The 24586-nt window shown below is 64.8% G+C and carries 12 protein-coding genes; 3 read left to right on the top strand and 9 right to left on the bottom strand.

Annotated elements, in window-relative coordinates; genetic code table 11:
* Nucleotides 1-22: 22 nt before the first annotated feature.
* The 8 genes from R2834_10320 to R2834_10285 form a co-directional block, all read right to left on the bottom strand.
* Complete coding sequence (locus R2834_10320) at nucleotides 23-532, bottom strand: transposase (GenBank protein MEZ4700713.1); 510 nt, start codon at nucleotides 530-532, stop codon at nucleotides 23-25.
* A gap of 478 nt (nucleotides 533-1010) precedes the next feature.
* The gene (locus R2834_10315; GenBank protein MEZ4700712.1) at nucleotides 1011-2825 is read right to left on the bottom strand and encodes an ABC transporter ATP-binding protein; all 1815 of its coding nucleotides are present in this window, start codon (nucleotides 2823-2825) and stop codon (nucleotides 1011-1013) included.
* Nucleotides 2826-2836: 11 nt separating this feature from the next.
* Nucleotides 2837-3811: a ribonuclease Z gene (locus R2834_10310; GenBank protein MEZ4700711.1), complete on the bottom strand. Its 975-nt coding sequence runs from the start codon at nucleotides 3809-3811 to the stop codon at nucleotides 2837-2839.
* Nucleotides 3812-3904: 93 nt separating this feature from the next.
* The gene (locus tag R2834_10305) at nucleotides 3905-5707 is read right to left on the bottom strand and encodes an ABC transporter ATP-binding protein (protein MEZ4700710.1); all 1803 of its coding nucleotides are present in this window, start codon (nucleotides 5705-5707) and stop codon (nucleotides 3905-3907) included.
* A 131-nt stretch (nucleotides 5708-5838) separates the two neighbouring features.
* Nucleotides 5839-7842, bottom strand: coding sequence for a GWxTD domain-containing protein (locus R2834_10300; GenBank protein ID MEZ4700709.1), 2004 nt, complete (start codon nucleotides 7840-7842; stop codon nucleotides 5839-5841).
* Nucleotides 7843-8100: 258 nt separating this feature from the next.
* Complete coding sequence (locus R2834_10295; protein MEZ4700708.1) at nucleotides 8101-9315, bottom strand: hypothetical protein; 1215 nt, start codon at nucleotides 9313-9315, stop codon at nucleotides 8101-8103.
* Between the two features lie 51 nt (nucleotides 9316-9366).
* Nucleotides 9367-12300, bottom strand: a complete 2934-nt coding sequence (locus R2834_10290) for a TonB-dependent receptor (protein ID MEZ4700707.1) — start codon at nucleotides 12298-12300, stop codon at nucleotides 9367-9369.
* Between the two features lie 370 nt (nucleotides 12301-12670).
* Nucleotides 12671-13807, bottom strand: a complete 1137-nt coding sequence (locus tag R2834_10285) for a sialidase family protein (protein MEZ4700706.1) — start codon at nucleotides 13805-13807, stop codon at nucleotides 12671-12673.
* Nucleotides 13808-14072: 265 nt separating this feature from the next.
* On the opposite strand from R2834_10285, the gene R2834_10280 reads away from it, so the two are divergent.
* The 3 genes from R2834_10280 (at nucleotide 14073) to R2834_10270 (ending at nucleotide 19521) form a co-directional block, all read left to right on the top strand.
* Nucleotides 14073-15878 carry a S8 family serine peptidase gene (locus R2834_10280; protein ID MEZ4700705.1) on the top strand — a complete coding sequence of 602 codons (1806 nt, stop codon included), beginning with the start codon at nucleotides 14073-14075 and terminating at the stop codon, nucleotides 15876-15878.
* A 321-nt stretch (nucleotides 15879-16199) separates the two neighbouring features.
* Entirely contained in the window at nucleotides 16200-18578 is a 2379-nt protein-coding gene (locus R2834_10275) for a glycoside hydrolase family 3 N-terminal domain-containing protein (GenBank protein ID MEZ4700704.1), read from the top strand.
* Between the two features lie 232 nt (nucleotides 18579-18810).
* Nucleotides 18811-19521, top strand: a complete 711-nt coding sequence (locus tag R2834_10270) for a hypothetical protein (GenBank protein ID MEZ4700703.1) — start codon at nucleotides 18811-18813, stop codon at nucleotides 19519-19521.
* A 12-nt stretch (nucleotides 19522-19533) separates the two neighbouring features.
* Here the strand turns inward: R2834_10270 and R2834_10265 are convergent, their stop codons facing one another.
* Nucleotides 19534-24045, bottom strand: a complete 4512-nt coding sequence (locus tag R2834_10265) for an ATP-binding protein (GenBank protein ID MEZ4700702.1) — start codon at nucleotides 24043-24045, stop codon at nucleotides 19534-19536.
* Nucleotides 24046-24586: the final 541 nt, after the last annotated feature.

Raw genomic sequence — 24586 nt, 5'->3', positions numbered from 1 at the left:
CGTAACCCGTGGCACCCGAATTTCATGGTGGGGCCGATCCCCAATCCGCGTCGTAGAGGCCGCGCTGCACGTATGCGTGGAAACTCGAATGAGGCCAGTCGCCGGCTCGGCTGACAAGGCCATGCTTCACGGGGTTGTAATGGATGTAATCCAGGTGCCGCTCGAAATCGGTTTCGTCCCGGATCACATGCTCCCAGAAGCGATGCTGCCAGAAGCCTTGTATGCGCTTGGCGCGTCTCGAGGGCGAGATCGGCGGTCGCTCGCGTTGTACGGCATGTCGGGTGAAATACGTTTTGATGAGGCGCCAGCGCGTTGAGAAATCCGCATCGCCGGGGGGCAAGGTCCATAGCGTATGGATGTGGTCGGGCAGGATCACGAAGGCGTTCTCCCGAAACGGGTGTTTCGCCTGGACGTGCGCGAACGCGCGCAATAGGGCATGGGGATGGGTACCGACGAGGATCGGGCGTCGGTGCTGCGTGACGACGGTGAAGAAGTAGGTGCCGCCTGGGACGTAGGCGCGTCGGTATTCCATGGCGTCCGGGTCTTGATTGGAGGAATTTTACCTCCGGGAGACGCCGAGCAGTGTAGCGGGTGCCGGATCCCATAAACAGGAAATGGGGGCGCGTCGGGTTACACCGGCATTGGATTCCGGGCGGGTTCTGGGGGGCGCCGGGTTATGGTCGTGAGGGGGACCTGACCCTACGGGTGGGGTGCGTCGGGTTACGGTCCCTGGGGGGGACCTGACCCGACTTACGGGTTGGTGACCGGTGTGACGGGTGGGGTGCGTCGGGTTACGGTCCCTGGGGGGGGCCTGACCCGACCTACGTGGTTGGTGACTGGTGTGATGGGGGGTGCGTCGGGTTACGGTCCCTGGGGGGGACCTAACCCTACCTACGGGGTTGCTTGGGTTGCGGGCGGGTTATGGGGGCGTCGGGTTACGGACGTGAGGGGGACCTAACCTGACCGACGTGGCTTGTTGCGGTACGGGAGAGGTCGGGTTGGTGCGGGGTTTACGCCGCCGCGCGCTCTTGCTCCTTGTACTGCAGCTCGTAGAGCTTGCGGTAGAGCCCGTTGAGCGCGAGTAGCTCCTGGTGGTTGCCTTTTTCGCGGAGCTGGCCGTGATGCATGACGAGGATGCAATCGGCGTCCTGGATCGTGGAGAGCCGATGGGCGATGACCAGCGAGGAACGGCCTTTGAGCAGCGTTTCGAGGGCCGACTGGATGAGGTGTTCGGACTCGGTGTCGATGCTCGATGTCGCCTCGTCCAGCACCAGGATCGCCGGATCGTACACGAGGGCGCGGACGAACGAAAGCAGCTGCCGCTGGCCATGGCTGAGCGATGCGCCGCGTTCGCGGACGTCGTGCTCGTAGCCGTCGGCGAGGCGTTCGATAAACGCATCGGCGCCGATCGAAGCGGCGGCGGCGCGGACGGCGTCGTGGTCGATCTCCGGGTTTTCGAGCGTGATGTTGCGCTCGATCGAGCCCGAGAAAAGAAACACATCCTGGAGCACGAGCCCGATGTGCCGGCGCAGCTCCGCGAGCCGCATCTGCGTGATGTCGACCCCATCCACCAGGATCTGCCCCTTCTGGATGTCATAAAAACGCAGCAGGAGGCTGATTATCGTCGTCTTGCCGGCTCCCGTGGCGCCCACGATCGCCACCGTCTGCCCCGGCTCGACGACAAACGAGACATCCTTCAGGATCCAGTTCGGCTCCTTGCCGTCCTCGATCTCGCGGTCGTACGAGAACCACACGTTGCGAAACTCGATGTGGCCCTTGAACCGATCGACGCCGACGGGCTGGGGGATCTCGCGGATGGATTCGTCCTCATCCAGCAGGCCGAAGATGCGCTCCGCGCCGGCCATCGCGCTCTGGAGCGTGTTGTACTGGTCGGACAGGTTGCGGATCGGCTCGAAGAACTGCCGGGCGTACTGGATGAATGCGATGAGCACGCCCAGCGTGAGCGTGTCGCCCATGGCGCGCATCCCGCCGAACCAGATGATCATGCCGAGCGCGATCGAGGCGATGATGTCCACCGCCGGCCAGAAGAGTGCGAAGTAGAAGATGGTCTTGATCTGCGCCGTCCGGTGCTCGTCGTTGATCACCTCGAACCGCCGCATCTCCTCGTCTTCCCGGTTGAAGAGCTGCACGATGCTCATCCCCGTGATGTGCTCCTGCAGGAACGAGTAGAGCCGCGACACCTGCTTGCGGGTCTCCCGGTACTGATCCCGCACCTTCTCGCGGAACCAGGACATCACGAGAAACATCAGGGGGAGGACGGCGAGCGTCACGAGCGCCAGCACCCAGTTCAGCGAGAACATGAATGCGGCGATGAAGAGGATGTGGAACAGATCCCCCAGGATGGTCACGATGCCGGCCGAGAGGACGTCGCTGAGCGACTCGACATCGCTGGTCGTACGCGTGATGAGCCGGCCGATGGGCGTCCGGTCGAAGAACCGGAGCGACTGCCGCTGGATGTGGCGATAGACCCGGGTGCGGACGTCGTAGATGGCCTGCTGGCCGATCCACTGGGTCAGGTAGCTGTTCACGAACGACAACACGCCCTCGCCAACGAGCACGGCGACGAGGATCAGGATCATCCGCTGGAGCCCGTCGACATCGCCGGCGACGACGTGCTGGTCGATCGCGATCTGGACGAGCTTGGGGCGCAGGGGGCCCAGGAAGGCCGCCACCATCACAAGCACGAACGCCAGGGCGACCCACCCTTTGTAGGGCTTCAGGAAGGTGATGATGCGCCTGAACAGCTTGCCGTCGATGCCCGGCGGTTTTTTGTCTTCGTCGCTATGTGCGTCCTTCTGGGCCAAAAGTCTGTGCGTTAGGGTGCGGTGCGCCGGGAAGCGGACCTTTCGCCTGCCGTCGCGCCGATCGGCTCGACGGGGTAGCGCTTTAATTCCTCAGCCGCGCCGGTGTTCTGAAAGATGTCGCGGGCTTCGTTGAGCAGCGCCTGGATGCCCGCCGCATCGTACCGCGCGCTGAAATGCCCGAGCAAGAGCCGGCCGGCGTTCGCCTTCCGCGCCACCTCCGCGGCTTCGCGCGCCGTGGCGTGGCCGGTCTCGCCGGCGCGGCGCGCGTCGGCCTCGCGAAAAGTCGCCTCATGATACAGCAGATCGGCGTGATCCGCCAGCCGGACGCCGCTTTCACAGGGTTTCGTATCCGTCACGTACGCGAACGAAGCGCCTGGAAGCGGCGCGCCGAGCACGTCCTGTGGCGTCACCACCCCCCCGGCGACAGCTACCGCCTCGCCGGCTTTGAGGCGTTTGAAGTCCTTTACATCCGTCACGCCCAGCGACTGCGCCTTCTCGGGGTCGAGCGGCCCCGGGCGCGGCTTTTCCTCGAACCGATAGCCGGCGGCGAAGATGCTGTGCGCGAGCGGGCGGGCCTCCACCCGGTACTCGGGCGTATCGAGCACGACCGCGTGCTCGAAGCCGGGGTCCAGGACGACATACTCGATCGGATACGGGATGCCCCGTTCGCCGGAAGGCTGCATGAAGGCCGCAAGCGCCTCCCGCAGGCCGGCGGGCCCGACGATGCGCAGCGGCCGGTCGTGGTCCAGCAGCGCGAGCGTCGAGAGCAATCCGGGCAGCCCGAAGACATGGTCTCCGTGCAGGTGCGTGATGAAGATCGCCTCGATGCGCGGCCGCTTGATGCCGGCGCGGGCAAGCTGCAGCTGCGTCCCCTCCCCGCAATCGAACAGAAAGACATGCCCCTCCCGAACGAGCGCGGTCGCAGAAAAATGCCGGTCGAGGGTCGGCAACGCCGAAGCGACGCCGAGCGGGACAATGGAGAACATGGGGTTGGTTGCAGGTTTCAGGTTAGCAGGTTACAGGTATTGCCGGCTGCTGATCCCCACGAACCTGCAAACCTGTAACCTGTCAACCTGAAACTAATTCAACGATGCAATCTCCTGCTCCAGCAGTTGCTTCCGGTGCAGGTCGGCGTAGAGGCCGTTGTGTTCGAGGAGCTCGCTGTGTGTGCCGCGTTCGACGATGCGGCCGGTATCCAGGACGAGGATCAGGTCGGCATCCTGCACGGCGGAGATGCGGTGGCTCACGATGAAGATGGTGCGCCGGCCGTAGTGTTTGCGAAGGTGTCCGAGGATGAGGCTCTCGGTGTTGGTGTCGACGGCGGACAGCGCATCGTCCAGAATCAGAATCTGCGGTTCGCGGATGAGCGCCCGCGCGATGGAGCTGCGCTGCTTCTGGCCGCCCGAGAGGGTGATGCCACGCTCCCCGACGAACGTCTCGAACCCCTCGGGGAACGACGCGATGTTGTCCAGCAATTCCGCCTCGCGCGCGGCGTTTTCGATCTGTTCCTGGTCGGCTTCGAGGGTCCCGAACGCGATGTTGTTGGCGATGGTGTCGCTGAATAGAAATACTTCCTGGGGCACATAGCCGATGTGCGACCGCAGCGTTTCCAGCGGGAAGTCGCGCACGTCCCGCCCGTCGATCCGGACGACGCCCTCGCTCGGGTCCAGCAGCCGCGGCACCATCTCCACCAGCGTGCTTTTCCCGGAGCCGGTGCGCCCGACGATCGCGAGCGTGGAGCCGGCCGGGATATCGAACGAGAGATCGGTCAGGACATCGGGGCCCTCGGCGTTGTAGCGAAACGTCACGTTCTCGAAGGCGATGCGGCCTTCGAGGGACGTCAGGCCGGCATCGGTCGCCTCGCCGTCGGCGATCGCCGGCTCGGTGTCGAGGATGGTCGCGAGGCGCTTCATCGACGCCGATGCGCGCTGGATCATCGTCAGGACGAAGCCCACCGAGGCCACGGGCCACGTCATGAGCGTGACGTAGATGATGAACTCGGCGATGTTGCCGATGGTGATGGCGCCGTCAATCACGAGCCGGCCGCCCACCCATACCACGATGATGGTGGACATGCCGATGAGCAGCAAAAATACCGGGCGCCAGGCGGCGTCGACGCGGGCGAGGTCGAGGTTGCGGTCCCGATAGGCATTGCTTTCGGCGTCGAACGCGCGCGCTTCCGCCTCTTCGCGGGTGTAGGCCTTGATGACCCGGATGCCGGCGAGCGCCTCCTGCACGCGGCTCGTCAGCCGGGAATACTGCTGCTGGAGCGCGTCGCTCCGGGTATGGACCAGCCGGGCGACGAAGAAGACCGACACCGCGAGGAAGGGCATCGGGAGCAGCGCGAAAAAGGTGAGCTTCGGCGAGATCAGGATCATCGCCGTCAGCGCGGCGACCATCAGGACCACCGCGCGGGCGATGTACATCATCGCCGGCCCGATGTACCGCCGCACCTGCTCGATGTCGCTCGTCGCGTGCGTCATCAGGTCGCCCGTCGCGTGATCCACATAAAAGCGCCGCGGCAGCCGCTGCATGTGGTCGTAGAGCTCGTTTCGCATGTCGTATTCGACATGGCGCGACATCACGACGATGGTCTGCCGCATCAAAAACGTGAACAGCCCGCTGGACAGGCTCAGGCCGATGATGATCAGCCCGAACACGAGGAGGCTGACGGAGAACGAATAGAAGAGGTAGGTTTGGAACGGGGAGCCGTCATACACATGGTAGAGCTCGACGAAACGCGGAATGCTGTCGACGGCCTCCCGCACGACGACCGGCACCACCACCGAAAAGGCCGCGGACACGGCCGCAAACAGGAGCCCCGGGATGAACTGTTTTCGGTATTTCCAGAAGAAATGATTGAGGCGTTTGAGCGGGTTCATCCTGAGCAGCGGGACTGACGGCTGATAAGATCACCTCCTGCAAACGCCGGCCATGGGATTGAGTTCAAGGTTCGAAGTTCACGGTTCGAGGTCCTTGAAATTTTGGCGTTGGACGGAGCGCCTGCGCGCGTTCAGTCCCCGGTCAGCTCATACGACAGGCTCCGGCTCACGGATTGTCCGGTCACATCGTCCGTGACCCGCACGACGATGTCCACCGTGCCGCGGCCGCGCCAGTCGCTGAGGTCGAGCGCCAGCTGTTCGCGGGCCGTGCGCTCCTCGCCGGCGAACGAGGCGCTGAACGCCGTGCGCTCGCCGCGCCGGCGAAACAGTCCGCCCGGCTGCTGGACGACCTCGTAGGCGACGGTGTACCGGGTTCGGTCGTCTCCGTCGTAAGCGAGGTGATACACTTCGAAATAGAGCACGAGGGGCGCCTCGGGCGCCAGTTGCGCGCCGGGGAAGAGCGCGGGTTCGCCGGCCGGATCGAGGGCGAGCAGGGGTTTGATGTCGCTCATCTCGAGCCGGCGCGGGTCGGCGCTGAGCGCGGTGAGGGAGTCGATTCGGAGCACGTTGGTCTTGACGCGCGGCCCGGTTTCGAGCGGCGTCTCGCCCCGGCCCACATACGCGGCGAGCAGGTCCCACTGGACCGCCAGGTGATAGCGCCCGGTGTCGCCCGGAGCCGTCAGCATGCGCGCCGGCAGGGCGCCCGTTTCGGCGCCGGCATGCGGCACCGCGAGCCGGCTGTACTGGATGGCGCGCGATCGGTAGTCGTCCGTCTGCTGGATGAGCGACGCCACCACCAGCAGGTCGGGCGACATGAATCCTTCGTCCTCGAGCCGGCGTTGCGTCGCGGGTTCCAGCTCCAACCCTCCGGCGGGGATCCCCCAGTAGATTTCCGTACGCGTGCTCCCGTCGGCGTCGAGGAAGCGCGCGGAGCGGGCGCGGACGGGGAGGGGCGCGAGTTCGTCGAGCGACTGCGAACGGTAGGCCGGCACCCGGTCCTCCCGGTGTGCGGCGATCATCTCGTCGCTGGCGCGGGCCTCGGAGAGCGCGTGCTGGATGTAGAGATCCGGGCGATTCAGGTTGAACGAGCCGCCGGGCAGGCTCACGTCGGCGGGGTTGGCGCGGCTGTCGTTGATGGCCCGCCGAACCGGGTCGCTGCCCTCGGAATCGATGTCCTCGCGCTCGCTGCCGAAGGCGCGCTCGACCGCGGCGGCGTTTTCCGCTTCCTCGATCATGCCGGCGAACGCCGCCACGTCGGTGTAACGCGTCGCGTAGGCTTCGTTGTAGAGCGACAGCTGCTGGTAGATCTGTTCGAGCGTCCACATCATCGCCTTCGCTTTTTGCCGGCCCCGGGCGCTGTTGCCCAGCCCGCTGCGGACGGACGTCGGGATGAGGCTCTGCACGTCGCCCAGCCGGAACCGCCCCCCGGTATCGTGGAAAATGAACTGGGCGGAGGGGTCGATCCGGGCGTAGTACCAGAATTCGTTCGCGGGGAAATCGGACGCGTTGATGGTGAGGCTCCGATCCATCACGTGATTCCGGAATTCGGTCGCGTCGAAGTTGACGTGGGTCTGGTAGTCGGGCGCTCCCAGCCGGATGTATACCTGGCCGCGATCGTCGTAGCCCTCGGCATCCCGGTAGGCGACGCGGGCGTGGGCGATGCGGCGGAGGTGTTCCTCCAGGAATTCGTTGTGGAGCGACGCCGGCTGGGGATCGCGCCGGCGCCACCAGGCGGCGACCGACTCCGCGATGGCTGTCGACAGCGGGAGGCACGTCGCGGCGGGGACCCATTCCGGCAGCAGGAGGTGCAGGGCCTCGCAGTAAGGCGCGAGGGGAGCCTGCAGGGAGTCGGGCATCGGGCCGGGGTACCGGAGCAGGCCGGCGTAGGCCTGGGTGGCCAGCGGATACGCATCGGCCGCCTGGCTCTCGAACACCCGGTCGACGAAGGCAAGCGCGACGCCGGGGTCGAACGCGCCTTCCGCGTCGAGCGCCAGCAACTGGCTGCGGAGGGTATCGACGTCCTGGGCGCGGGCGGTGATGGCCGGCGCGGCGAGTCCGGCCAGTGCCAGCCCTGCGACCAGCCATACGGCCGCCCGGCGTGCCGGCCGCCCGGGTAGATGCGTACACTGCGCCATCGCCGTCTCCGTTCGTGGTGCGTGGAGGCTCTTGAAACGAACGAAGGGCTGCCTCGGTCCGAGACAGCCCTTCGTAACTACAGCCGAACCGGGAGGGATTCGAGGTTCAAGGCTTGAGGTTCAAGGTTCAAGGTTTATAGGTCAAGGATAGATTTCACGAAATAAACGCTCGGTCGATCGCCTTGAATCTCGAACCTTTGAACCTTGAACCCTTACCCACGAACCCGAAGCCTTGTACGCGCGGGAATCCTTCCCGCGCTAGATGTTCGTATTGATATTCCGCTCGTTCTGGGTGATCGGGAAGTACTGCCACGTGTCCGGGCCCAGATGCCAGATATCGAACCGGCGTTCGTCGACGAGCCGGAGGCCCATCGTGAAGAGCTCCTTCTCGCGCTCGACGATGAGCGTGCTCTGGTCGAGCGCGCCCAGCGGGTCGATACCGTGGCTGGCGCGTACCGCGTTGACGCGGGCGAGGGCGCCGGCCGGGTCGGAGGCCAGGTCGAGTTCAGCCAGCATCAGCTCGTTTTCCTGCCAGGTCGCGAAGGCGATCGGCGTGGAGCGGTCGATGTAGCGTCCCTGGCGTTTGAACACCGTGCCGTCGCTGCCCGTGATGTCCTGCAGCTGGATGCGGTTGGCCTCGTTCGGGTCGTTGGCGATGTAGCCTTCGTACCGGAAATCCACCACCCACTGGGTGCGGCCCACGCCGGCCTGGACGTACCACTCGTTCGAGTTGTCCACGCTGTGGAGCGACTGGAAGGGCGCGTCGCCCTCCTGCATGCCGGCCAGCGCGGCCGTGCGGGCCTCGGCCGTATTGCCCTGGATCAGCTGGATCCGGGCGATCAGGGTGTTGATGGCCCGCGCGTTGTAGTCGTCGGCCAGCCCCAGCGCAGCGTTCAGCTTGGCGAGCGCCTGCGTGTACATCTCGGGGGCAGGGATGAACGGACCCGGGTTGGCGGGATCCTCGGTGATGATGCCGCCGCCGCCGCCGTCGATATCCAGCCCGAAGTAGGTCGCGTAGAAATACCGGGCGATGCCTCCGTAGAGGTTGCCGGTAAACGTCGCTTCCTGCTGGAGGTCGGTGTCCTCGAACGTGATCTCCGCCGCACGGGCGAGCAGGTTGTCGGCGAAAAAGCGCAGTTCGCCGAGGGCGTTGTATACGCCATCGTTGGAGTTATTGGCGAACTCGATCACGCCCTCGTCGATCTCCGCGTAGGTCGGGAAGGTCGCGTTCGGCACGCGCTGATCGAAGAACAGCTCGTCCGACAGGCCGCCGGCGTGCAGGGAGATGCGGTCGTAGGTCGTGGAGAACCGGGATTGCACCCCCTTGATCACGAACTCGATCTGGCTCTCGCTGTTCAGCTGGGTGTCGTCGATGCTGTCGATCGGCTGGTCGACGTCTCCCACGAAGGAGTCGCAACCGGCCATCGCTCCGAAGAGGACGAACAGGGTCGTATATAAAGCTAGTTTTTTCATCGTTGTATCCTGAATGGGTGACAGTTCCTGGGTGCGGGCACCACGCGGGCATCAGAATCCGATATTGATCGAACCGTAGATGACCCGCGGCTGCGGCAGCGTCAGGAAGTCCTGACCCCGACTGGCGGAACGCGCGCCGGCGAAGTTCACTTCGGGGTCGGCGCCGCTGTATTTCGTGGTCGTCCAGAGATTGCGCGCGGCAAGGCTGAAGCTCAGGCTGCGGATGTACTTCGTGGCGTTGGCTTTCCGGAGGATGTCCGTAAAGTCGTAGCGCAGGCTCACCTCGCGAAGCTTCAGGAAGTCGGCCTCTTCGATGTAGTTGCCGTCCGTGGAGACGCCGTTGACCGCGGTCTGCGTGCTCGCCACGATTTCCGCCGCGGCGCGGTACGCGTCGGTGCCCACGTCCGGGATGACGATGCCGGCATCCTCGAGGCCCACCGATTCCGGCGTGATCTGGCCGATCTGGACCCGGGCGACGTTGCGGTTGTAGTTGGCGCCGAAGAGCGTCTGGAACACGGCCGTGTTGTTATACAGGCTGTAGCCGAGGCTCCAGTCGATGAGGCCGTTGAACGTGAAGTTCTTCAGGAAGCGGACGTTCAGGGAGAACGATCCGTTGTGTTTCGGATAAGGCAGGCCGAACAGGGCGCGGTCGACTTCGCCGTCGCCGTCCGCGTCGGTCTGGACCAGCTCGGCGCCGGCGTAGGAGCCGTCCGAGTTGAAGATGGCGCGGGAGGACCACGTATAGAACGCGGACTGCGCCAGGCCCTCCTTCGTCACGTTGAGGTCGAAGCCGTCGAAGATCGGCTGCGCGCCGCCGAGGTCCTTGACCTCGTTTTCCTGATAGTTCCACAGGAAGCCGAAGTCGACCCCGGTATTCCGGGTGCGGATGACATCGACCCGCAGGCTCGTTTCGATGCCCCAGCCGTCCGAGGCGCCGACGTTAAACGGCACGCTCGAGGCGGTCTGGCCGCTTGAGGGCGGGTTCTGGAACCCGATGATCGAGTTCTCGGCGCGCTGGATGTAGCCGGTGACGTCGAGGCCGAGGCGGTCGTTGAAGAGGCCGAGCTCGATGCCCGACTCCAGCTCGCGGATGCGCTCCGGCTCGATTTCAATGTTGCCGATGAAGTTGGTCACCGCGCCGGCGCCGTAGCCGGACGGCTCCGCCTGCCAGCGGAGGAGCGAGGCGTCGAGCAGCCCCGGAAGCTGTCCGGTTTCGCCATACGCCGCGCGGAACTTGAAGAAGTCGATGCTCTGCGGCAGCGTGGTGAGTTCGTCGACCCGGACGGCGAAGCTGGCTTTCGGGTAGTAGATGCTCGGCGCATCGGCGCCGATGGCCGTGGCGAAGTCGCGGCGCAACCCGAGGGTCACGAACAGCCAGTTCTGGTAGGCCAGTTCCTGTTGGAGGTACACGCCGGCCTCACGCGCATGCGTGAACGCCTCATCGCCGCCGATGAAGTCGGCGCCGGCGCCCACGTTCGTGATCAGCTCGGTCGAGAAGTTCTGCTTCGTGATCTGGAAGCTCCGCAGGATGCGGTTGAACGACTGCGACCCGAGGATCGTCGTGGCGGTCAACGCCTCGCCGAGCTGGTACGAGTACCGACCGTTGAAGTCGTACGTGTACTGCTCGTTGCGGCGGTTGAAGATGTTCCGTTCGCCGTTCGTCCGCCCCGAGTAGGACAGGTTCGACGGGTACGATGCGTCGTTGCGGAGGTCCGTGCCGTCGAAGCCGACGGAGGCGCGGAACGTGAGCGCTTCGATCGGGCGGTACTCGGCTTCGACCCCGCCGGTGAAGCGGGCGATGCGCTGCAGGTTCACGATGTTTTCCAGCGCGGTGCTGTCCGTGAAATTGAACGGCGCGCGCGCCAGCAGGGTGTTGCCCAGGTAGCCGAAGATGTTGTTGTCGTTCTGCGGGCGGTTGATGTCGTTGATCGAATAGCCGGTGTTGGCGCGCAGCGTAACATTCTTGGCCGGGAAGGCCTCGAAGTTGGCGCGGAAGCTCTGGCGATTCTGGGCGTTGTTGTTGATGTGGCCCTTTTCGTCGCGCAGGTCGTACGAGGCGAAGTAGCGAACCCGTTCGGAGCCGCCGGAGAAACCGACCGTGTGCTGCACGATGGCGCCGTCGTTGAAGAACGCGTTCGCCGTCTCCGGCGAGCCGGCGTTGAACTTGGTGTATTCGTCCGCCTGCTGGTTCGCGCCGTACACCGCCTTGTACGTCAGGCTGTACGGGCGCTCGCCGCCGGCGAGGCGGCCGCGCTTGGTCGTGATGAGCACCACCCCGTTGGAACCGCTGGTGCCGTACAGCGCGGCGCCGGCGGGGCCTTTGAGGACCTCAACCGACTGGATGTCTTCCGGGTTGAGGTTGGCGAGCATCGATACACCCTGGCCGCCCGCGCCGAAGCCGTTGACCTGCGCGTTGTCGATCCGGACGCCGTCCACATAGATCACCGGCTGGCCGTCGCCGTTGAGACCGGTGCTGGAACGCATCACGAACCGGATGCCCCCGCCCACGTTGCCGGACGCCGGCTGAACCGTCACGCCCGAAATTTTGCCGTTCAGCAGCTGGGAAACATCCTGGTAGGCGTTCTGCTCCAGCAGGCCCTCGGTGGTAATCGCGGACACCGCGACTTCGGCCCGCGCCTTCGATGTGGCCGAGGCGATGCCGGTGACGACGACTTCTTCCAGGCCGGTGAAGTCGTTCGCCAGCATGAAGTCCTCGGTGGTGACGCCGGATCCGATCGATACCGACCGCTCGGAGGCTTTGTAGCCCACGAAGGTGACGCGCACCGTGTAGGTGCCGGCGGGCAGGTCGCGGATGGTGTAGGTTCCGTCGAGCGCCGTGGCCGAACCGGTGTTGAGTTCAAGAATCAACACGTTGGCGCCGGGCAGCGGGTCGCCCGTTTCGCTCTCGGAGATCATCCCTGTCAGACTTCCGGTTTGCGCGTACAGCGCCGCCGGGAAGGCGAGGATGACTAGCAGCGTACTCAAGAATCTGTTCATATGTCCTCCTGATCGTTAAGCCGTCGCTAATGCATTCGGGAAGTCGGCTCGCGCCCCCGTGTGCGGAAACGAGCCGTGCCGTCCGACGGCTGTGTGTCTTTTTCCGGTTGCGCCCTGCGTCTGGATGGCAACCGCAAGGGGGATAACGTTCGACTGCAGCACCCGATGGCCGGGCGTCAGCCGTTTGGTGGAGTGGCTTGAGGATTCGGGCCTTCGCAATACATCATGTCTTGTGGCAAAGGCCCCACTTATTTAGACAAAATCAACATAAGGCTTTCCGGGAATCGATTTCCAGCCTGGCAGCGCGGGCGGGCCTATACGCCTCGTGAATGGCCGATATAGCCCGTTGAACGGGCGATCATGGGGCGATGAAACTGCCTAACTCCAAGCGCGCGAAGACAATGCTTGCATAATCGTCCCGTTCGTAGAGCAGGCCGACGGTGGCCGAATCCACCGCCACGAGTGAGGAGTAGGCCGCCATGCCGGCATCGACGAGCCGGCACGTGCGCCAGGTCGCGCCATCGTCGAGGCTGGCGCGCACCGTCATGCTGTCCCGGCTGCGGCTCGCGGGGTTGGAGAAGAGGAGCACGCCGCCGTCCGGACGGGTTAGGCGCAGCAGGCTGGCCTGGCATACCGGTTCCACCAGCACGGTGTCGAGCCGGATGTCCGACCAGGTTACGCCGGCGTCCGAGCTCGTGGCTACGGCCCGGGCGTGGCGCCCGTGATACGACCGCATGTTGAGCATCAGCCGGCCATCCGACAGCTGGGCCACGGTCGACTCGTTCGTGAACGGGGCGGCCACCCCGCCGATCTGCCAGGTGGCTCCACCATCGTCGCTGAAAAGGATGTGGCTGCGGTAGGCGGCGGGGTCGCGCTCGGCGACGGGCGTCGAGTGATTCGCGGGGATCACCAGCCGGCCGGCGTGGGGGGCCTGTTCCAGCTGGATGCCCGCCACGGGGCCGGTAGCGTACCAGCGCCACTCGGGCCGGCGCGCCTGATCGCTGATGTCCCTCGGCGCCTCCCACGACCGTCCCCCATCCGCCGAGCGGGTATACCAGACGCGGCGCACATCCTCGCTGGTCCCCGTGATGATCGCGGCCTCGCGGTCGGTGCCCAGGTTGCGCGTCATGAGCAGGTGGATGATGCCCGTGCGTCGATCGACCACCGGGGCCGGATTGCCGCACGTATGCGGGCCGTCGTCGCAGACGATCTGGATCGGCCCCCACGTCGTTCCGCCGTCCTCGGATCGCCGGAGGACCACATCGATGTCGCCGGCATCGCCGAGGCCCGCCGTGCGCCCCTCGGCAAAGGCGAGCAGATGCCCTTCCGGCGTCGCGATGGCGACCGGGATGCGATAGACCGGGTACGGGCCCTCGCCCGTGTGGTATACGGTGACCGCGGCCGGATCGGCATCGGGGGTCGAACAGCCGGCGAGCCCGATGAGCATCAGGAGGACGGGCAGGAAGCAGGGCTTGAATCGGGGGCGGATCGTCATTACGGAATTACCCGGCCGGGTGGCGTTTCGAACGGTGCGCGGGCCGGTGTCGGTGCCCGAACGCAGCGTGTGAGCGTCGATTTCTCCGGGAAAAGTACGCCTTTGCCGGGAATAAGGCACTTTTTTCCTCTCGACGCTCCCCGGATCCGTTGCCGGCATGCTCCTTGGTTTCCTCGCTGAAAAATCTGCTGACAGCGTCATTCGCTTGCCCCCCGCACCGAGCGCGCTTGTCAGATTTGCTTGTCACGTTGAATCGCCAGCACTTATGAAAAATCTACCCCCGGCGCGCTCCCGTATCGCCCTGGTCATTCTGGTCGCCCTGTTTCTCAGCCCTTCCTTCCTGCAGGGCTGCGATACGGTGGAAACGACCGGCGTTGCCGGCGACCAAGCCACGCCAGAAGCCGTCCCTGAAAGCAATGGGCCCAAATTCAGGAACTCCCATCTGTTGGAGAACGCCATTCGTGATCGAGAAGGGGCTGGAAAAAGCGGAAGCGCCAGCCTCGGCCTCGTGGTGGCCATCAACGCCCAGAATGTAGTCGATCGCTACCAGGTGCTGGATCGCTATCAGGTGCTGGATCGCTATCAGGTGCTCGACCGGTACGAGTACAACGAAGGATTCGACGGCTTCGCCATCACCGTCAGCGACCGCCAGGGGCTCGAAGACTATTACGCCTTCCTCGATCAGCTCGAGCAGGATCCGGACATCTTATGGTACGAGCCGGACTACAGTGTCGAGACGCCGACGAGTTCGACCGCTTTCGGGTCGTTCAATCAGGTCGTTCCGTGGAGCGTGGCGGCGATCGGCGGAAGGGACAGCTGGACGCGATCGGGCGACGGTTCCGGATCGGTCGATGTGGACGTGTTCATCCTGGACAGCGGCATCGGATCCGGTCTGACGGGCACTTCGTGGATCGACGACATGAACCTGGCGTCGAATCTGGACTTCCGCGGCGGATTTCTGCCCAAGCCGGCTGACGGCATTGGCCATGGATCGCACATCGCCGGCATCATCGGCGCCATTGACGACAACGACGGCCTCGTCGGTGTCGCCCCCGGCGCGCGCCTCCACAATCTGCGTGTGCTGAACGACAATGGGCAGACCGACGTGTCGGTCGTGATCGCGGCCATGGAGCATGTCATCCGCTACAAGCGCAACGCCCCCTCCAAACCGATGGTGGTCAACCTGAGCCTCGGCGAGCATGTCGGTAATAACGGGTACACCGGGCTTGATCTCGTGGTGAAAAAGGCGATCGAACAGAAGATTACGGTGGTGGTCGCCGCCGGCAATCAGGGTGTAACTGCCTCGAACGTAACGCCTGCGCACGTTCAGGACGCCATCACGGTGGGCGCATACGATGTGAATGGCGTGTTTGCCACCTTCTCCAACTCGGGTCCGATGGTGGACATCCTCGCGCCGGGCGTCAACGTGATGTCGTTCGGCAGGACGCCGCTCGATGCGCCGGTCAATATGAGCGGCACCTCGATGGCGGCGGCGCATGTGACGGGTGCAGCGGCGCTCTATCTGGGGCAAAATCCGACCGCCACGCCGGAGCAGGTGCGCGACGCCCTGCTGGGTATGGCCAAGACGTTCGTCACGGGCACGCCGAACAACACGACCAGGAAGTCGGTCTGGGTCGCTCAGCCCCCCGTCTATGCGAAAATGGTGGCCAAAAAGAGCCAGAAATGTATCGACATCCCCGGCGGTTCGATGGACCCGCTGGCGGAACTGATCCAGTGGTCGTGCCACGGCGGCGACAACCAGCGCTGGAATCTGGTCTCGGCCGGCGATGGATACTACCATATCGTGTCGAAACACAGCCAGCAGTGTATGGACGTCATGGGCGGTTCCTCGTCCGACGGCGCCAAGGTCATCCAGTACGGCTGCCACGGCGACGACAACCAGCGCTGGAAAAAGGTGGATGCGGGCAGCGGGTACTTCCAGCTTCGCGCGGCGCACAGCAACAAGTGCCTCACCGTCATGTCTTCCAGCTCGTCGGATGGCGCATCGATCGAACAGCGCGGCTGCTCGCTCTTCGGTGGCGACAATCAGAAATGGAAATTCGTCGAGTGATTCCACACGGTGATAAGGCGTCTCAAGAAGAAGGGCGGATCGAGCGATCCGCCCTTTTTTTTTTCGGGGATACCTGATCCCGTACGCGGTACGGATCTGCCCCATGGTGCCGGGTTTTATTACGGCATGAAGGGAGTGTAGCCGAATCTGCTCCGCATCGTCCGTGCGTGAATCGGATGGGTGCTCCCGAACGCCCCGACCCACGGTTCGGGGCTTCGTTGTTTTACGCCCGGCCTTGACGAAACCAGAATAGAGTGATATTATCAATTTGTTGTTCTTCCGAAAACGGCCACCCTTGGCTGCCACAGACGTTTCGCCACCATGGTACACCCCCGTTCCACCCGCGCCATCTGCGCCTTCGCGATGATCCTGGTTTTCGCCGGCCGCCTCCAGGCCCAGGATGCGCCGGCCCCCCTCTACCGGAATGCCGCCGCGCCGATCGACCAGCGCGTGGAGGATCTGCTCGGACGCATGACGCTCGAAGAAAAAGTCGGCCAGATGCAGAGTCTGTGGCAGGGCAAGGCCGCCATCACCGACGCCGAGGGCCGTTTCGACCCGACCAACGCGCCGGAGTGGTTTCGGATCGGGATCGGCCGCATCGAACGCCCGGCCGACGGCCATACGGCCCGGGGCTCCGCGGAGTTTACGAACGCGATCCAGCGCTGGGTGATCGACAACACGCGGCTCGGCATCCCGGTGCTGTTTCACGATGAAGCCCTCCACGGCGTGCAGGGTGCGCAGGCGACGAGTTATCCGCAGGCGATCGCGCTGGCCAGCACGTGGAATCCGGACCTGCTGGAACGCATCTTCGCCGGCGTCGCGTCCGAGGCGCGCGCCCGCGGCGCCCAGCAGGTGCTGGCCCCGGTCGTCGATGTCGCCCGCGAGCCGCGCTGGGGACGCATCGAGGAGACATACGGCGAGGACCCCTACCTCGCGGCGCAGATGGGCATCGCGGCGGTGCGCGGCTTCCAGGGCGCCGGCGCGCCGATCCACGCGCCGCACGTCATCGCCACACTCAAACACATGGCCGGACACGGGCAGCCGGAGTCGGGCATGAACATCGGGCCGGCCAACTTCTCCGAGCGCGTGCTGCGCGACGTATTCTTCTATCCGTTCGAGACGGTCATCCGCGAGGCGGGGCCGCTCAGCCTCATGCCGTCCTACAATGAAATCGACGGCATTCCCTCCCACGGCAATACCTGGATGCTCAAGGAGGTGCTCCGCGAGGAATGGGGCTTCGACGGCGTCATCGTGTCCGACTGGGAGGCGATCCGCCAGATGATCAACCGGCATCATGTGGCGGCGGATCATGCCGAGGCCGCCCGCCGCGCGCTGGCCGCCACCGTGGACATCGAACTGCCGGACATCCAGACCTACTACACACTGGTGGATGAGGTGCGCGCCGGCCGCGTGCCGGAATCGGCGATCGACACCGCCGTTCGCCGGCTGCTGAAGGCCAAATTCCTCGTCGGGCTCTTCGAGCATCCCTTCGTCGACCCGGACGAAGCCGACGCGATCAGCGGCGCCGCCTCCTTCCGCCCGCTGGCGCTGGAAGCGGCGCAACAGGCGATCACGCTCCTCAAGAACGACAACGGCCTGCTCCCGCTGCGGGCCGACCGGCTGAAACGGGTCGCGGTCATCGGGCCCCATGCGGCGGAAGTGCTGCTCGGCGGCTACGCCGGCCGGCCGCGCCACACCGTGAGCATCTACCAGGGGCTGCAAGAGAAACTGGCCGGCCAGGCCGAGGTCGTCTATGCCGAAGGCGTCCGCATCACGGAAGACACCTTTACGGATGAGCCGCAACCGCATATGCAGGGCGAGCGGTCGTATCCCCGGTGGAACAGCGACGCCGTGCAGTGGACCGATCCGCGCACCAACCGGGACCGCATCGCGCGCGCCGTCGCGCAGGCCCGCCGGAGCGACGTGGCGATCGTGGTCGTTGGCGACAACGAGAAGACCTCGCGCGAGGCGTGGGCGGAGAACCACCTCGGCGACCGGTCCGACATCGGCCTGCCGGGGCAGCAGGCCGAACTCGTCCGCGCCATCGTCGCGACGGGCAAGCCGGTCGTGCTCGTACTCATCCACGGCAGCCCGCTGGCGATCCCCGACGTGGTGGACTCGGTGCCGGCGATCCTCGACGGCTGGTATCTCGGCCAGGAAACGGGCACGGCGGTAGCGGACGCCCTGTTCGGCGACATCAACCCGGGCGGCAAGCTGCCGCTGACCATCCCGCGCGACATCGGACAGCTCCCGATGTTCTATAACCACAAACCCTCCTGGGGCCGCGGCTATCTGACCGGATCCACCGAACCGCTCTTTCCCTTCGGCTACGGGCTCTCGTACACCACGTTCGGCTACGCCAACCTCCGGCTGGAGGCCGACGCGATCGGCCGCTACGGCGCCACCCGGGTGATGGTGGATGTGACGAATACCGGCGACCGCGCCGGCGACGAGGTGGTGCAGCTCTACATCCGGGACCAGGTGAGCCGGGTGGCCCGGCCGGTCAAGGAGTTGCGCGGGTTCCGCCGCATCACGCTCCAGCCCGGAGAGACGCAGACGGTGTCCTTCGAGATCGGGCCGGACGCGTTGTCCTATCACGGCCTTCATATGGAGCGCGTCGTCGAGCCGGGGGCCTTCGATGTGATGGTCGGCGGCAACTCGGCGGACCTGCAGACCCTCGTACTCACTGTAACCGAATAATGCGGACGATCCTCGCATCGGAACAGGATCCGGGATGCGATGCGAAGCGTGGGGCGGCCTTCGCCCCATCGAGCGGTGCGCCGGCCCGGTGAACGCGAGCGGCCATTACTGCGCCAAAGCTGGATGGGTCGAGTTGCCTAACACCACGTTTGTAGGGTGGAATGAGGCATTATGTTGATCCAACCTGGCTTGCCGCAGCCTTATCGCACTTCTTTCGGATCGATAAAGACCCATGACGCTTCAGATTTCAGCCCGGGGCACCATCCGGGTGCTTTCCACCGTAGCCCTGCTGCTGACCCTGGCGCACGGCGTGAGTGCATACTGGTGGCACATGGATGAGAACCGATTCAGCGAGCTGCTCGTCGAGAAATTTTCGTTCGAGGGGGAGGGCAATTTCCCCTCCTTCTTTTCGGGGGCGCTGCTGCTGCTCGCCGCCGGCCTCTTCGGCCTCATCGCCCGCAGCGCGCGGGCCGGCGGGCGACCCGGATGGGGATACTGGAGCGGACTCAGCGCGCTGTTTTTTTTCCTGACGTTCGACGAAGCAGCCCAGCTCCATGAAAAACTCGATACCGATCTGATCTGGGCCTCCATCGAGACGACGGGCTTCCTCGCCTGGCCGTGGGTCATCATCTACGGTGGATTGACGCTGGCCTTTATCGTCGTTTACGGGGCGTTCTGGTACCGGCTGCCGCCGTTCTATCGCCTGCGCTACGGCATCGCGGGCGCCCTGTACGTCTGCGCGGCGCTCGGGTTCGAGATGGTGGAAGCCAACCTGTACGTGACGCAGGGGGGCGTGACGCCGCTGTACATCGTGGTTGCGTCTCTGGAGGAAGTGCTCGAAATGGTCGCCATCATCGCCACGATCGGACTCAACATGCGGTACCTCTCCGAGGAGGTGCCGGCGCGCTTCGTCTTCACCGCGCGCGACGCCATGCCGGCCTGACCCTGCCTCGCGTCAGGACGCCGTCTGGGTTTCGGGCTCGAGGACCGGCAGCCGGAACCAGAAGGTGGCGCCCTCGCCGGCGACGCTCTCGACCCCCACCTCGCCCTCGTGCTGTTCGATGAGTTGCTTGACGATGTACAGCCCCAGTCCGGTGGAATGCTCGCCGCCCGTGGGCTTCGCGCTGAGCTGCTGCCCCTTGCCGAAGACGCGGTCGAGGTCCTCCTGCGTCAGGCCCGGTCCTTCGTCGCGGACGCGCAGGATCGCGCCGTTGTTTTCGTGCTCCAATCCCACCCACACCTGGCTTCCGGGCGGGCTGTACTTGACGGCGTTGGAGACCAGGTTGTCGACCACGCGCATGATCGCGTCGACATCGACCTCCACCGCTACGCTGGAAGCCCGGGCGAAATGGATGTCGATCTGCTTGTGGATGGCCTGCTGATGGTTCCACCGCAGCGCCGTCTCGATGATGTCGTTGAGATCGATGTGCTCTTTGTTGAGCGCGAGCTGTTCGCCCTCGCGGTGCTTGTCCAGCAGTTCCTTGATGATGCGCAGCATCCGCGCCGCCTCGGAATGCAGCAGGGTGATGCATTCGAGCGCCTCGGCCTTCATGTCGTCGTCCGTCGAATCCCGGATGCTTTCGAGGATCAGTTCGGCGAGACCGATGATGCCGGCGAGCGGGTTCTTGAGGTCGTGCGACGCCACGCCCAGGATTTCGTTGTTCTGCGCCAGTGCCTCAATCAGTTCCGCCGTGCGCTGAATCAGCGTCTCGTTGGCGCGGGTGAGGTGGTCGTTCGATTCGCGCAGCGCCTCGTTGGAACGGCTGAGCAGCAGCTGCTGCTCGCGCATCATGAGCAGGTTGCGCACGCGCGCCAGCAGTTCGCGCGCGTTGAACGGCTTGGCCATGTAATCGTCCGCGCCTTCCTCGAGACCTTCGAGCATCATTTCGCTCGTGGCGCGCGCCGTGAGGAGGATGAGCGGCGTGTGGCACAGCGCTTCGTCCTGCTTGATGGCCCGGCACATGGCGTGGCCGTCCATGCGGGGCATCATCACATCGCTCACGATCAGGTCGGGGCGGATGGCTCGCGCGGTGTCGAGCCCTTCCACGCCATCGCAGGCCTGGACGACGCGGTAGTGTTCGGCCAGGATGCTTTCGAGATAATCGCGCAGGTCGGGGTTGTCGTCTACCACGAGCACGACCGGCGCCGATGCGGGCGCGACGCGTTTCGGGCGCGGCGCCTGGGGCGTTTCGGGCGTCTTGTGCGCTTCGTCGAACGCCACGCCGGCCTGGGGCTCGTAGCCGTCTTCCGTATTCGCCGTGATCTGATCCTGCGCCAGATGGCCGGCGCCCGTCTGCAGGGTAATGATAAACGTCGTGCCGGCGCCCGGCTCGCTTTCCACGCGCACGCTGCCGCCGTGGATCTCGATCATCTCCTTGACCAGCGCCAGGCCGATGCCCGTGCCCTCGTGCTCGCGGGTGTTGGACCCGTCCACCTGATGGAAACGGTCGAAGATGTGCGGGAGATGGTCGGCGGGAATGCCCCTGCCGGTATCCTGGACGCGGACTTCGAGCCGGCCGTCGGCGTCGTCCAGCCGGGTGACGGTCATCGCGATGCGGCCGCCCGTCGGGGTGAACTTGGTCGCGTTCGAGAGCAGGTTGTAGAAGACCTTCTCGAACTTGTCCGGCTCGAAATACACCTCGGCGGTGGGGTGGCTGGAGGAGAAGGCGAGCTCGATGCCTTTTTTCTCCGCGAACGGCGAGACGGTGAGCATGACGTCTTGCAGGAACCGCACGATATCCAGCGGCCGCGTCCTGAGCTGCATCTTGCCGGCTTCGAGCTTGGAGAGGTCGAGCAGCTGGTTGATGAGCCGCATCAGGCGGAGCGCGTTGCGGCGCATGATGTCCAGCTGCCGGCCCAGCCGGTCGTCGACCGCTCCGTACGTTCCGTTGAGCGCATTCTCAATCGGGCCGATGATCATCGTGAGCGGGGTCCGGAATTCGTGCGAGACGTTCGCGAAGAACCGCGTCTTGAAGCGGTCCAGCTCGCGGAGCTTGTCCGCCTGCGCTTCGATGACGGCCTTGGCCTCTTCGGTTTTTTCTTTCTCGACCTGCAGGTCGTGCGTGCGCTCGGCGACGAGGAACGCCAGCTCGCGCTCGCGGGCGACGAGCTTGGCGACGCTGAGTTTGTGGCCTCCGATGATCGCCAGGAAGATGATCAGGCCGATGATGAGGTAGAACCAGACCGTCTGGTAAAAGAACGGCTCCAGGTAAAACGTGAATGTCGCGGGTGCTTCGCTCCATACGCCGTCGGCGTTTCGGGCGATCACGCGGAACGTGTAGGCGCCCGGCGCCAGGTTTCGGTAGTGCGCCGTGCGCTGCGTGCCGGCCTCGATCCAGTCGTCGTCCTCGCCTTCCAGGATATAGCGATACGTCGTTTCGGTGGGCGATACGAACGTCAGCGCGGTGTAGTCGATCTCGAGCCGGCTGGTCCCGGCCGGCAGGGTGTAGGAGGTGCCGTCGAAGCGCAGTTCGGTATTGACGCCTACGTGGCGGATGGCGACGGGGGGCGGCTGCGCGTTAAAGCGCATGTGGGAGGGCGACACCACCACGGCGCCGCGGTCGGTAGGGAACCAGAGCCGGCCGTCGCTGGATTGCCAGCCGGCGGGCTGGATGCCGCCGGTGAATTCCTGGCTCAGCAACCCGTCGTGCCGGTCGTAGACCTGGGAGGTGATCCGGTCGATGCGGCCGGCTGCAAGAGCGGCGACCTCATCGCGCGAGATGGTGTAAAGCCCGATGTTCGAACTGATCCACAGCCGCCGGCTCTCGTCTTCGAGGATCTGGAAAACCTTGTCGTTGAACAGGCCCTCGCTGCTCGTGATGACCGTGATGACGCCGTCTTCGATGCGATTGAGCCCGCCGCCGTAGGTGCCCACCCAGAGCACGCCGGCGCCGTCTTCGTGCAAGGACAGGATGCCATCGGTCGACAGCCCTTCCTCCTTGGTGAGGGGCACGATCGTCCCGTCCTTGAGCCGGTTCAGCCCGCCGTCGTACGTGCCGATCCACAGGGCCCCTTCATGGTCTTCCAGGAAAACGGTGACGTAGTTGCTCGTGAGCCCGTCGTCCGTGGAATACGTGGTAAAGGTGCGGCCGTCGAAACGTGACGCGCCGCCGCTCGTGGCGATCCAGAGTTGCCCCGCCCGATCCGTGTACAGGCCGAAGATGCTGTTGTCCGGCAATCCGTCGTTGGAGGTATAGACCTGCATGGCGCTGTTGCGCATACGGACGAGGCCGTTCGTCGTGCCGAGCCACACGCTGCCGTCGGGCGTGCCGGCGAACGAGAGGACGAAATCGGCCGGCATGCCGTTTTTCTGATCGTAGATCGTGGTGCTGCCGTCGAGGTCGAGCCGGAGGGCGCCTTTTTCCGTTCCAAACCACGACACGCCGGAGGGTTCGACGTAGATGGGGTAGACGTGTTCGTCGGGCAGGCCCTGATAGTGGGTGATCGGCGTCACCTTGCTTTCGTGCAACTGGTTGACGCCGCCGGCGTCGACGCCGATCCACAGGCTGCCTTCGCGGTCGATCATCAACGACCGGATGCTATTGCTCGTCAACCCTTCGTCCTGCGTCAGGCGATCCCGGTCGGGTACCGGCAGAACGGGTGTGGAGGGCATGCGGAAGATGCCGGCGTCGTTGGTGCCGACCCAGAGCTGATTGTCCGAGTCGGTCAGCAGCACGCTGATGTTGTCGCTCGGCAAGCCTTCCCTGGTGCTGAAATGCTCGACACGCCCTTCCGTGATCCGGAACAGGCCGCTCTTTTTGGTGCCCACCCAGAGCGCGCCCATCGTGGATTGCGCGAGCGAGGAGATGGGGGCGGATTCCAGCACGTCGAGCGGGAAGGGGCGGCTGAACACGCCGTCGGCAAGCCGGATGATCTGCCCGTCGAGCGTGCCGATCCAGACGGCGTCGGACCGGGTGTCTTCGAGAAGCGCGCCGACGATGCCGCCGTCATATCCCGTGATGGCGGTGACGAGGGTGTCCCTGATTGAAAAGAAGGCCTCCTGGGTCGATACCAGGATATCGCCGTTGCGCCGTTGAAGCAGGCCGGTGATGCGTCCGTCGACGAGGCTGTCGACCGGCGTGAAGGTCTGGTCGTGATACCGGAGGATGCCGCCGGCCTGGGTGCCGATCCACAGGTCGCCGTTGCGGTCGCCGAGCAGCGATCTGACGGTGTTGGAGTAGATCGTCCCCGTGGCGTTCGCATCGTAAACCTTGAGCTCGACCCCGTCGAAGCGAACGAGTCCTTCCTGGGTGCCAAACCAGATGTACCCATCCGTCGTTTGTGCCACGGTGCTGACGGTGTTCTGGGGCAGGCCGTCGTCCCTGTTCCACGAAGAAAGCACAAACTGCGTCAGTGCCTTGTTCGCCGGCAGCGGCGGCGGCATGACCGATTGTCCCCAGGCGATGCGCGCACTTATCCCGGCGATACACGTCAGGTATAAGACGCCTTTCAGAACGTGACGGAGCATGAAATCGGGGTTGGCAGGATGCTGGGGGCCGAGGGGTGTCGTGTGATTTCGCCGCATCGACGCCGCTAAACGCGCCTATGACCGGAAAAGACACCAGCTTCGATGCCTCCAAGCATCGTCAGATCGGCGCGTTTTCTTAAGCGCAAAAACCGCCTGATCGGGCTGGAAACGAAAGATAGAAGGGCCCTGAGAAGAGGTGGCAGGAACGGGATGTCGCGCGCCACAGGTCGGTGGCGCCGGGTATGGTCGCGCTGCCGGGTTCGGGAAATCGTTGAATTGCGTATGAACGGCCCGAGAGACGGCTGCTACCTGCCAGGATGGCGGGGGTTCCGGGGCGCCGGGATCGGCCGCATGATGCGAGCTCCCCAAACGACGAACGCCTCAAACAAGCCGTTGCAGACCTGTTCGAGGCGTTTTCTAGTGTGGGCCCGGTAGGATTTGAACCTACGACCAATGGATTCACCTTCCACATGTTTCCACGTGGGGTAGGACTATATCATCATCCACGCGAGGGTACGCGCTAGGATGGCGGGCGCTGATG

Source organism: Rhodothermales bacterium (assembly GCA_041391505.1).
Taxonomy (GTDB): Bacteria; Bacteroidota; Rhodothermia; order Rhodothermales; family JAHQVL01; genus JAWKNW01.
This window is presented reverse-complemented; position numbering and strand designations above follow the sequence as displayed.

What these genes read in the sequence shown, in the direction of transcription:
- R2834_10300 (MEZ4700709.1), bottom strand. Translation starts at nt 7,842, where the DNA reads ATGGCGCAGTGTACGCATCTACCCGGGCGGCCGGCACGCCGGGCGGCC.
- R2834_10310 (MEZ4700711.1), bottom strand. Translation starts at nt 3,811, where the DNA reads ATGTTCTCCATTGTCCCGCTCGGCGTCGCTTCGGCGTTGCCGACCCTC.
- R2834_10295 (MEZ4700708.1), bottom strand. Translation starts at nt 9,315, where the DNA reads ATGAAAAAACTAGCTTTATATACGACCCTGTTCGTCCTCTTCGGAGCG.
- R2834_10305 (MEZ4700710.1), bottom strand. Translation starts at nt 5,707, where the DNA reads ATGAACCCGCTCAAACGCCTCAATCATTTCTTCTGGAAATACCGAAAA.
- R2834_10275 (MEZ4700704.1), top strand. Translation starts at nt 16,200, where the DNA reads ATGGTACACCCCCGTTCCACCCGCGCCATCTGCGCCTTCGCGATGATC.
- R2834_10320 (MEZ4700713.1), bottom strand. Translation starts at nt 532, where the DNA reads ATGGAATACCGACGCGCCTACGTCCCAGGCGGCACCTACTTCTTCACC.
- R2834_10280 (MEZ4700705.1), top strand. Translation starts at nt 14,073, where the DNA reads ATGAAAAATCTACCCCCGGCGCGCTCCCGTATCGCCCTGGTCATTCTG.
- R2834_10270 (MEZ4700703.1), top strand. Translation starts at nt 18,811, where the DNA reads ATGACGCTTCAGATTTCAGCCCGGGGCACCATCCGGGTGCTTTCCACC.
- R2834_10285 (MEZ4700706.1), bottom strand. Translation starts at nt 13,807, where the DNA reads ATGACGATCCGCCCCCGATTCAAGCCCTGCTTCCTGCCCGTCCTCCTG.
- R2834_10265 (MEZ4700702.1), bottom strand. Translation starts at nt 24,045, where the DNA reads ATGCTCCGTCACGTTCTGAAAGGCGTCTTATACCTGACGTGTATCGCC.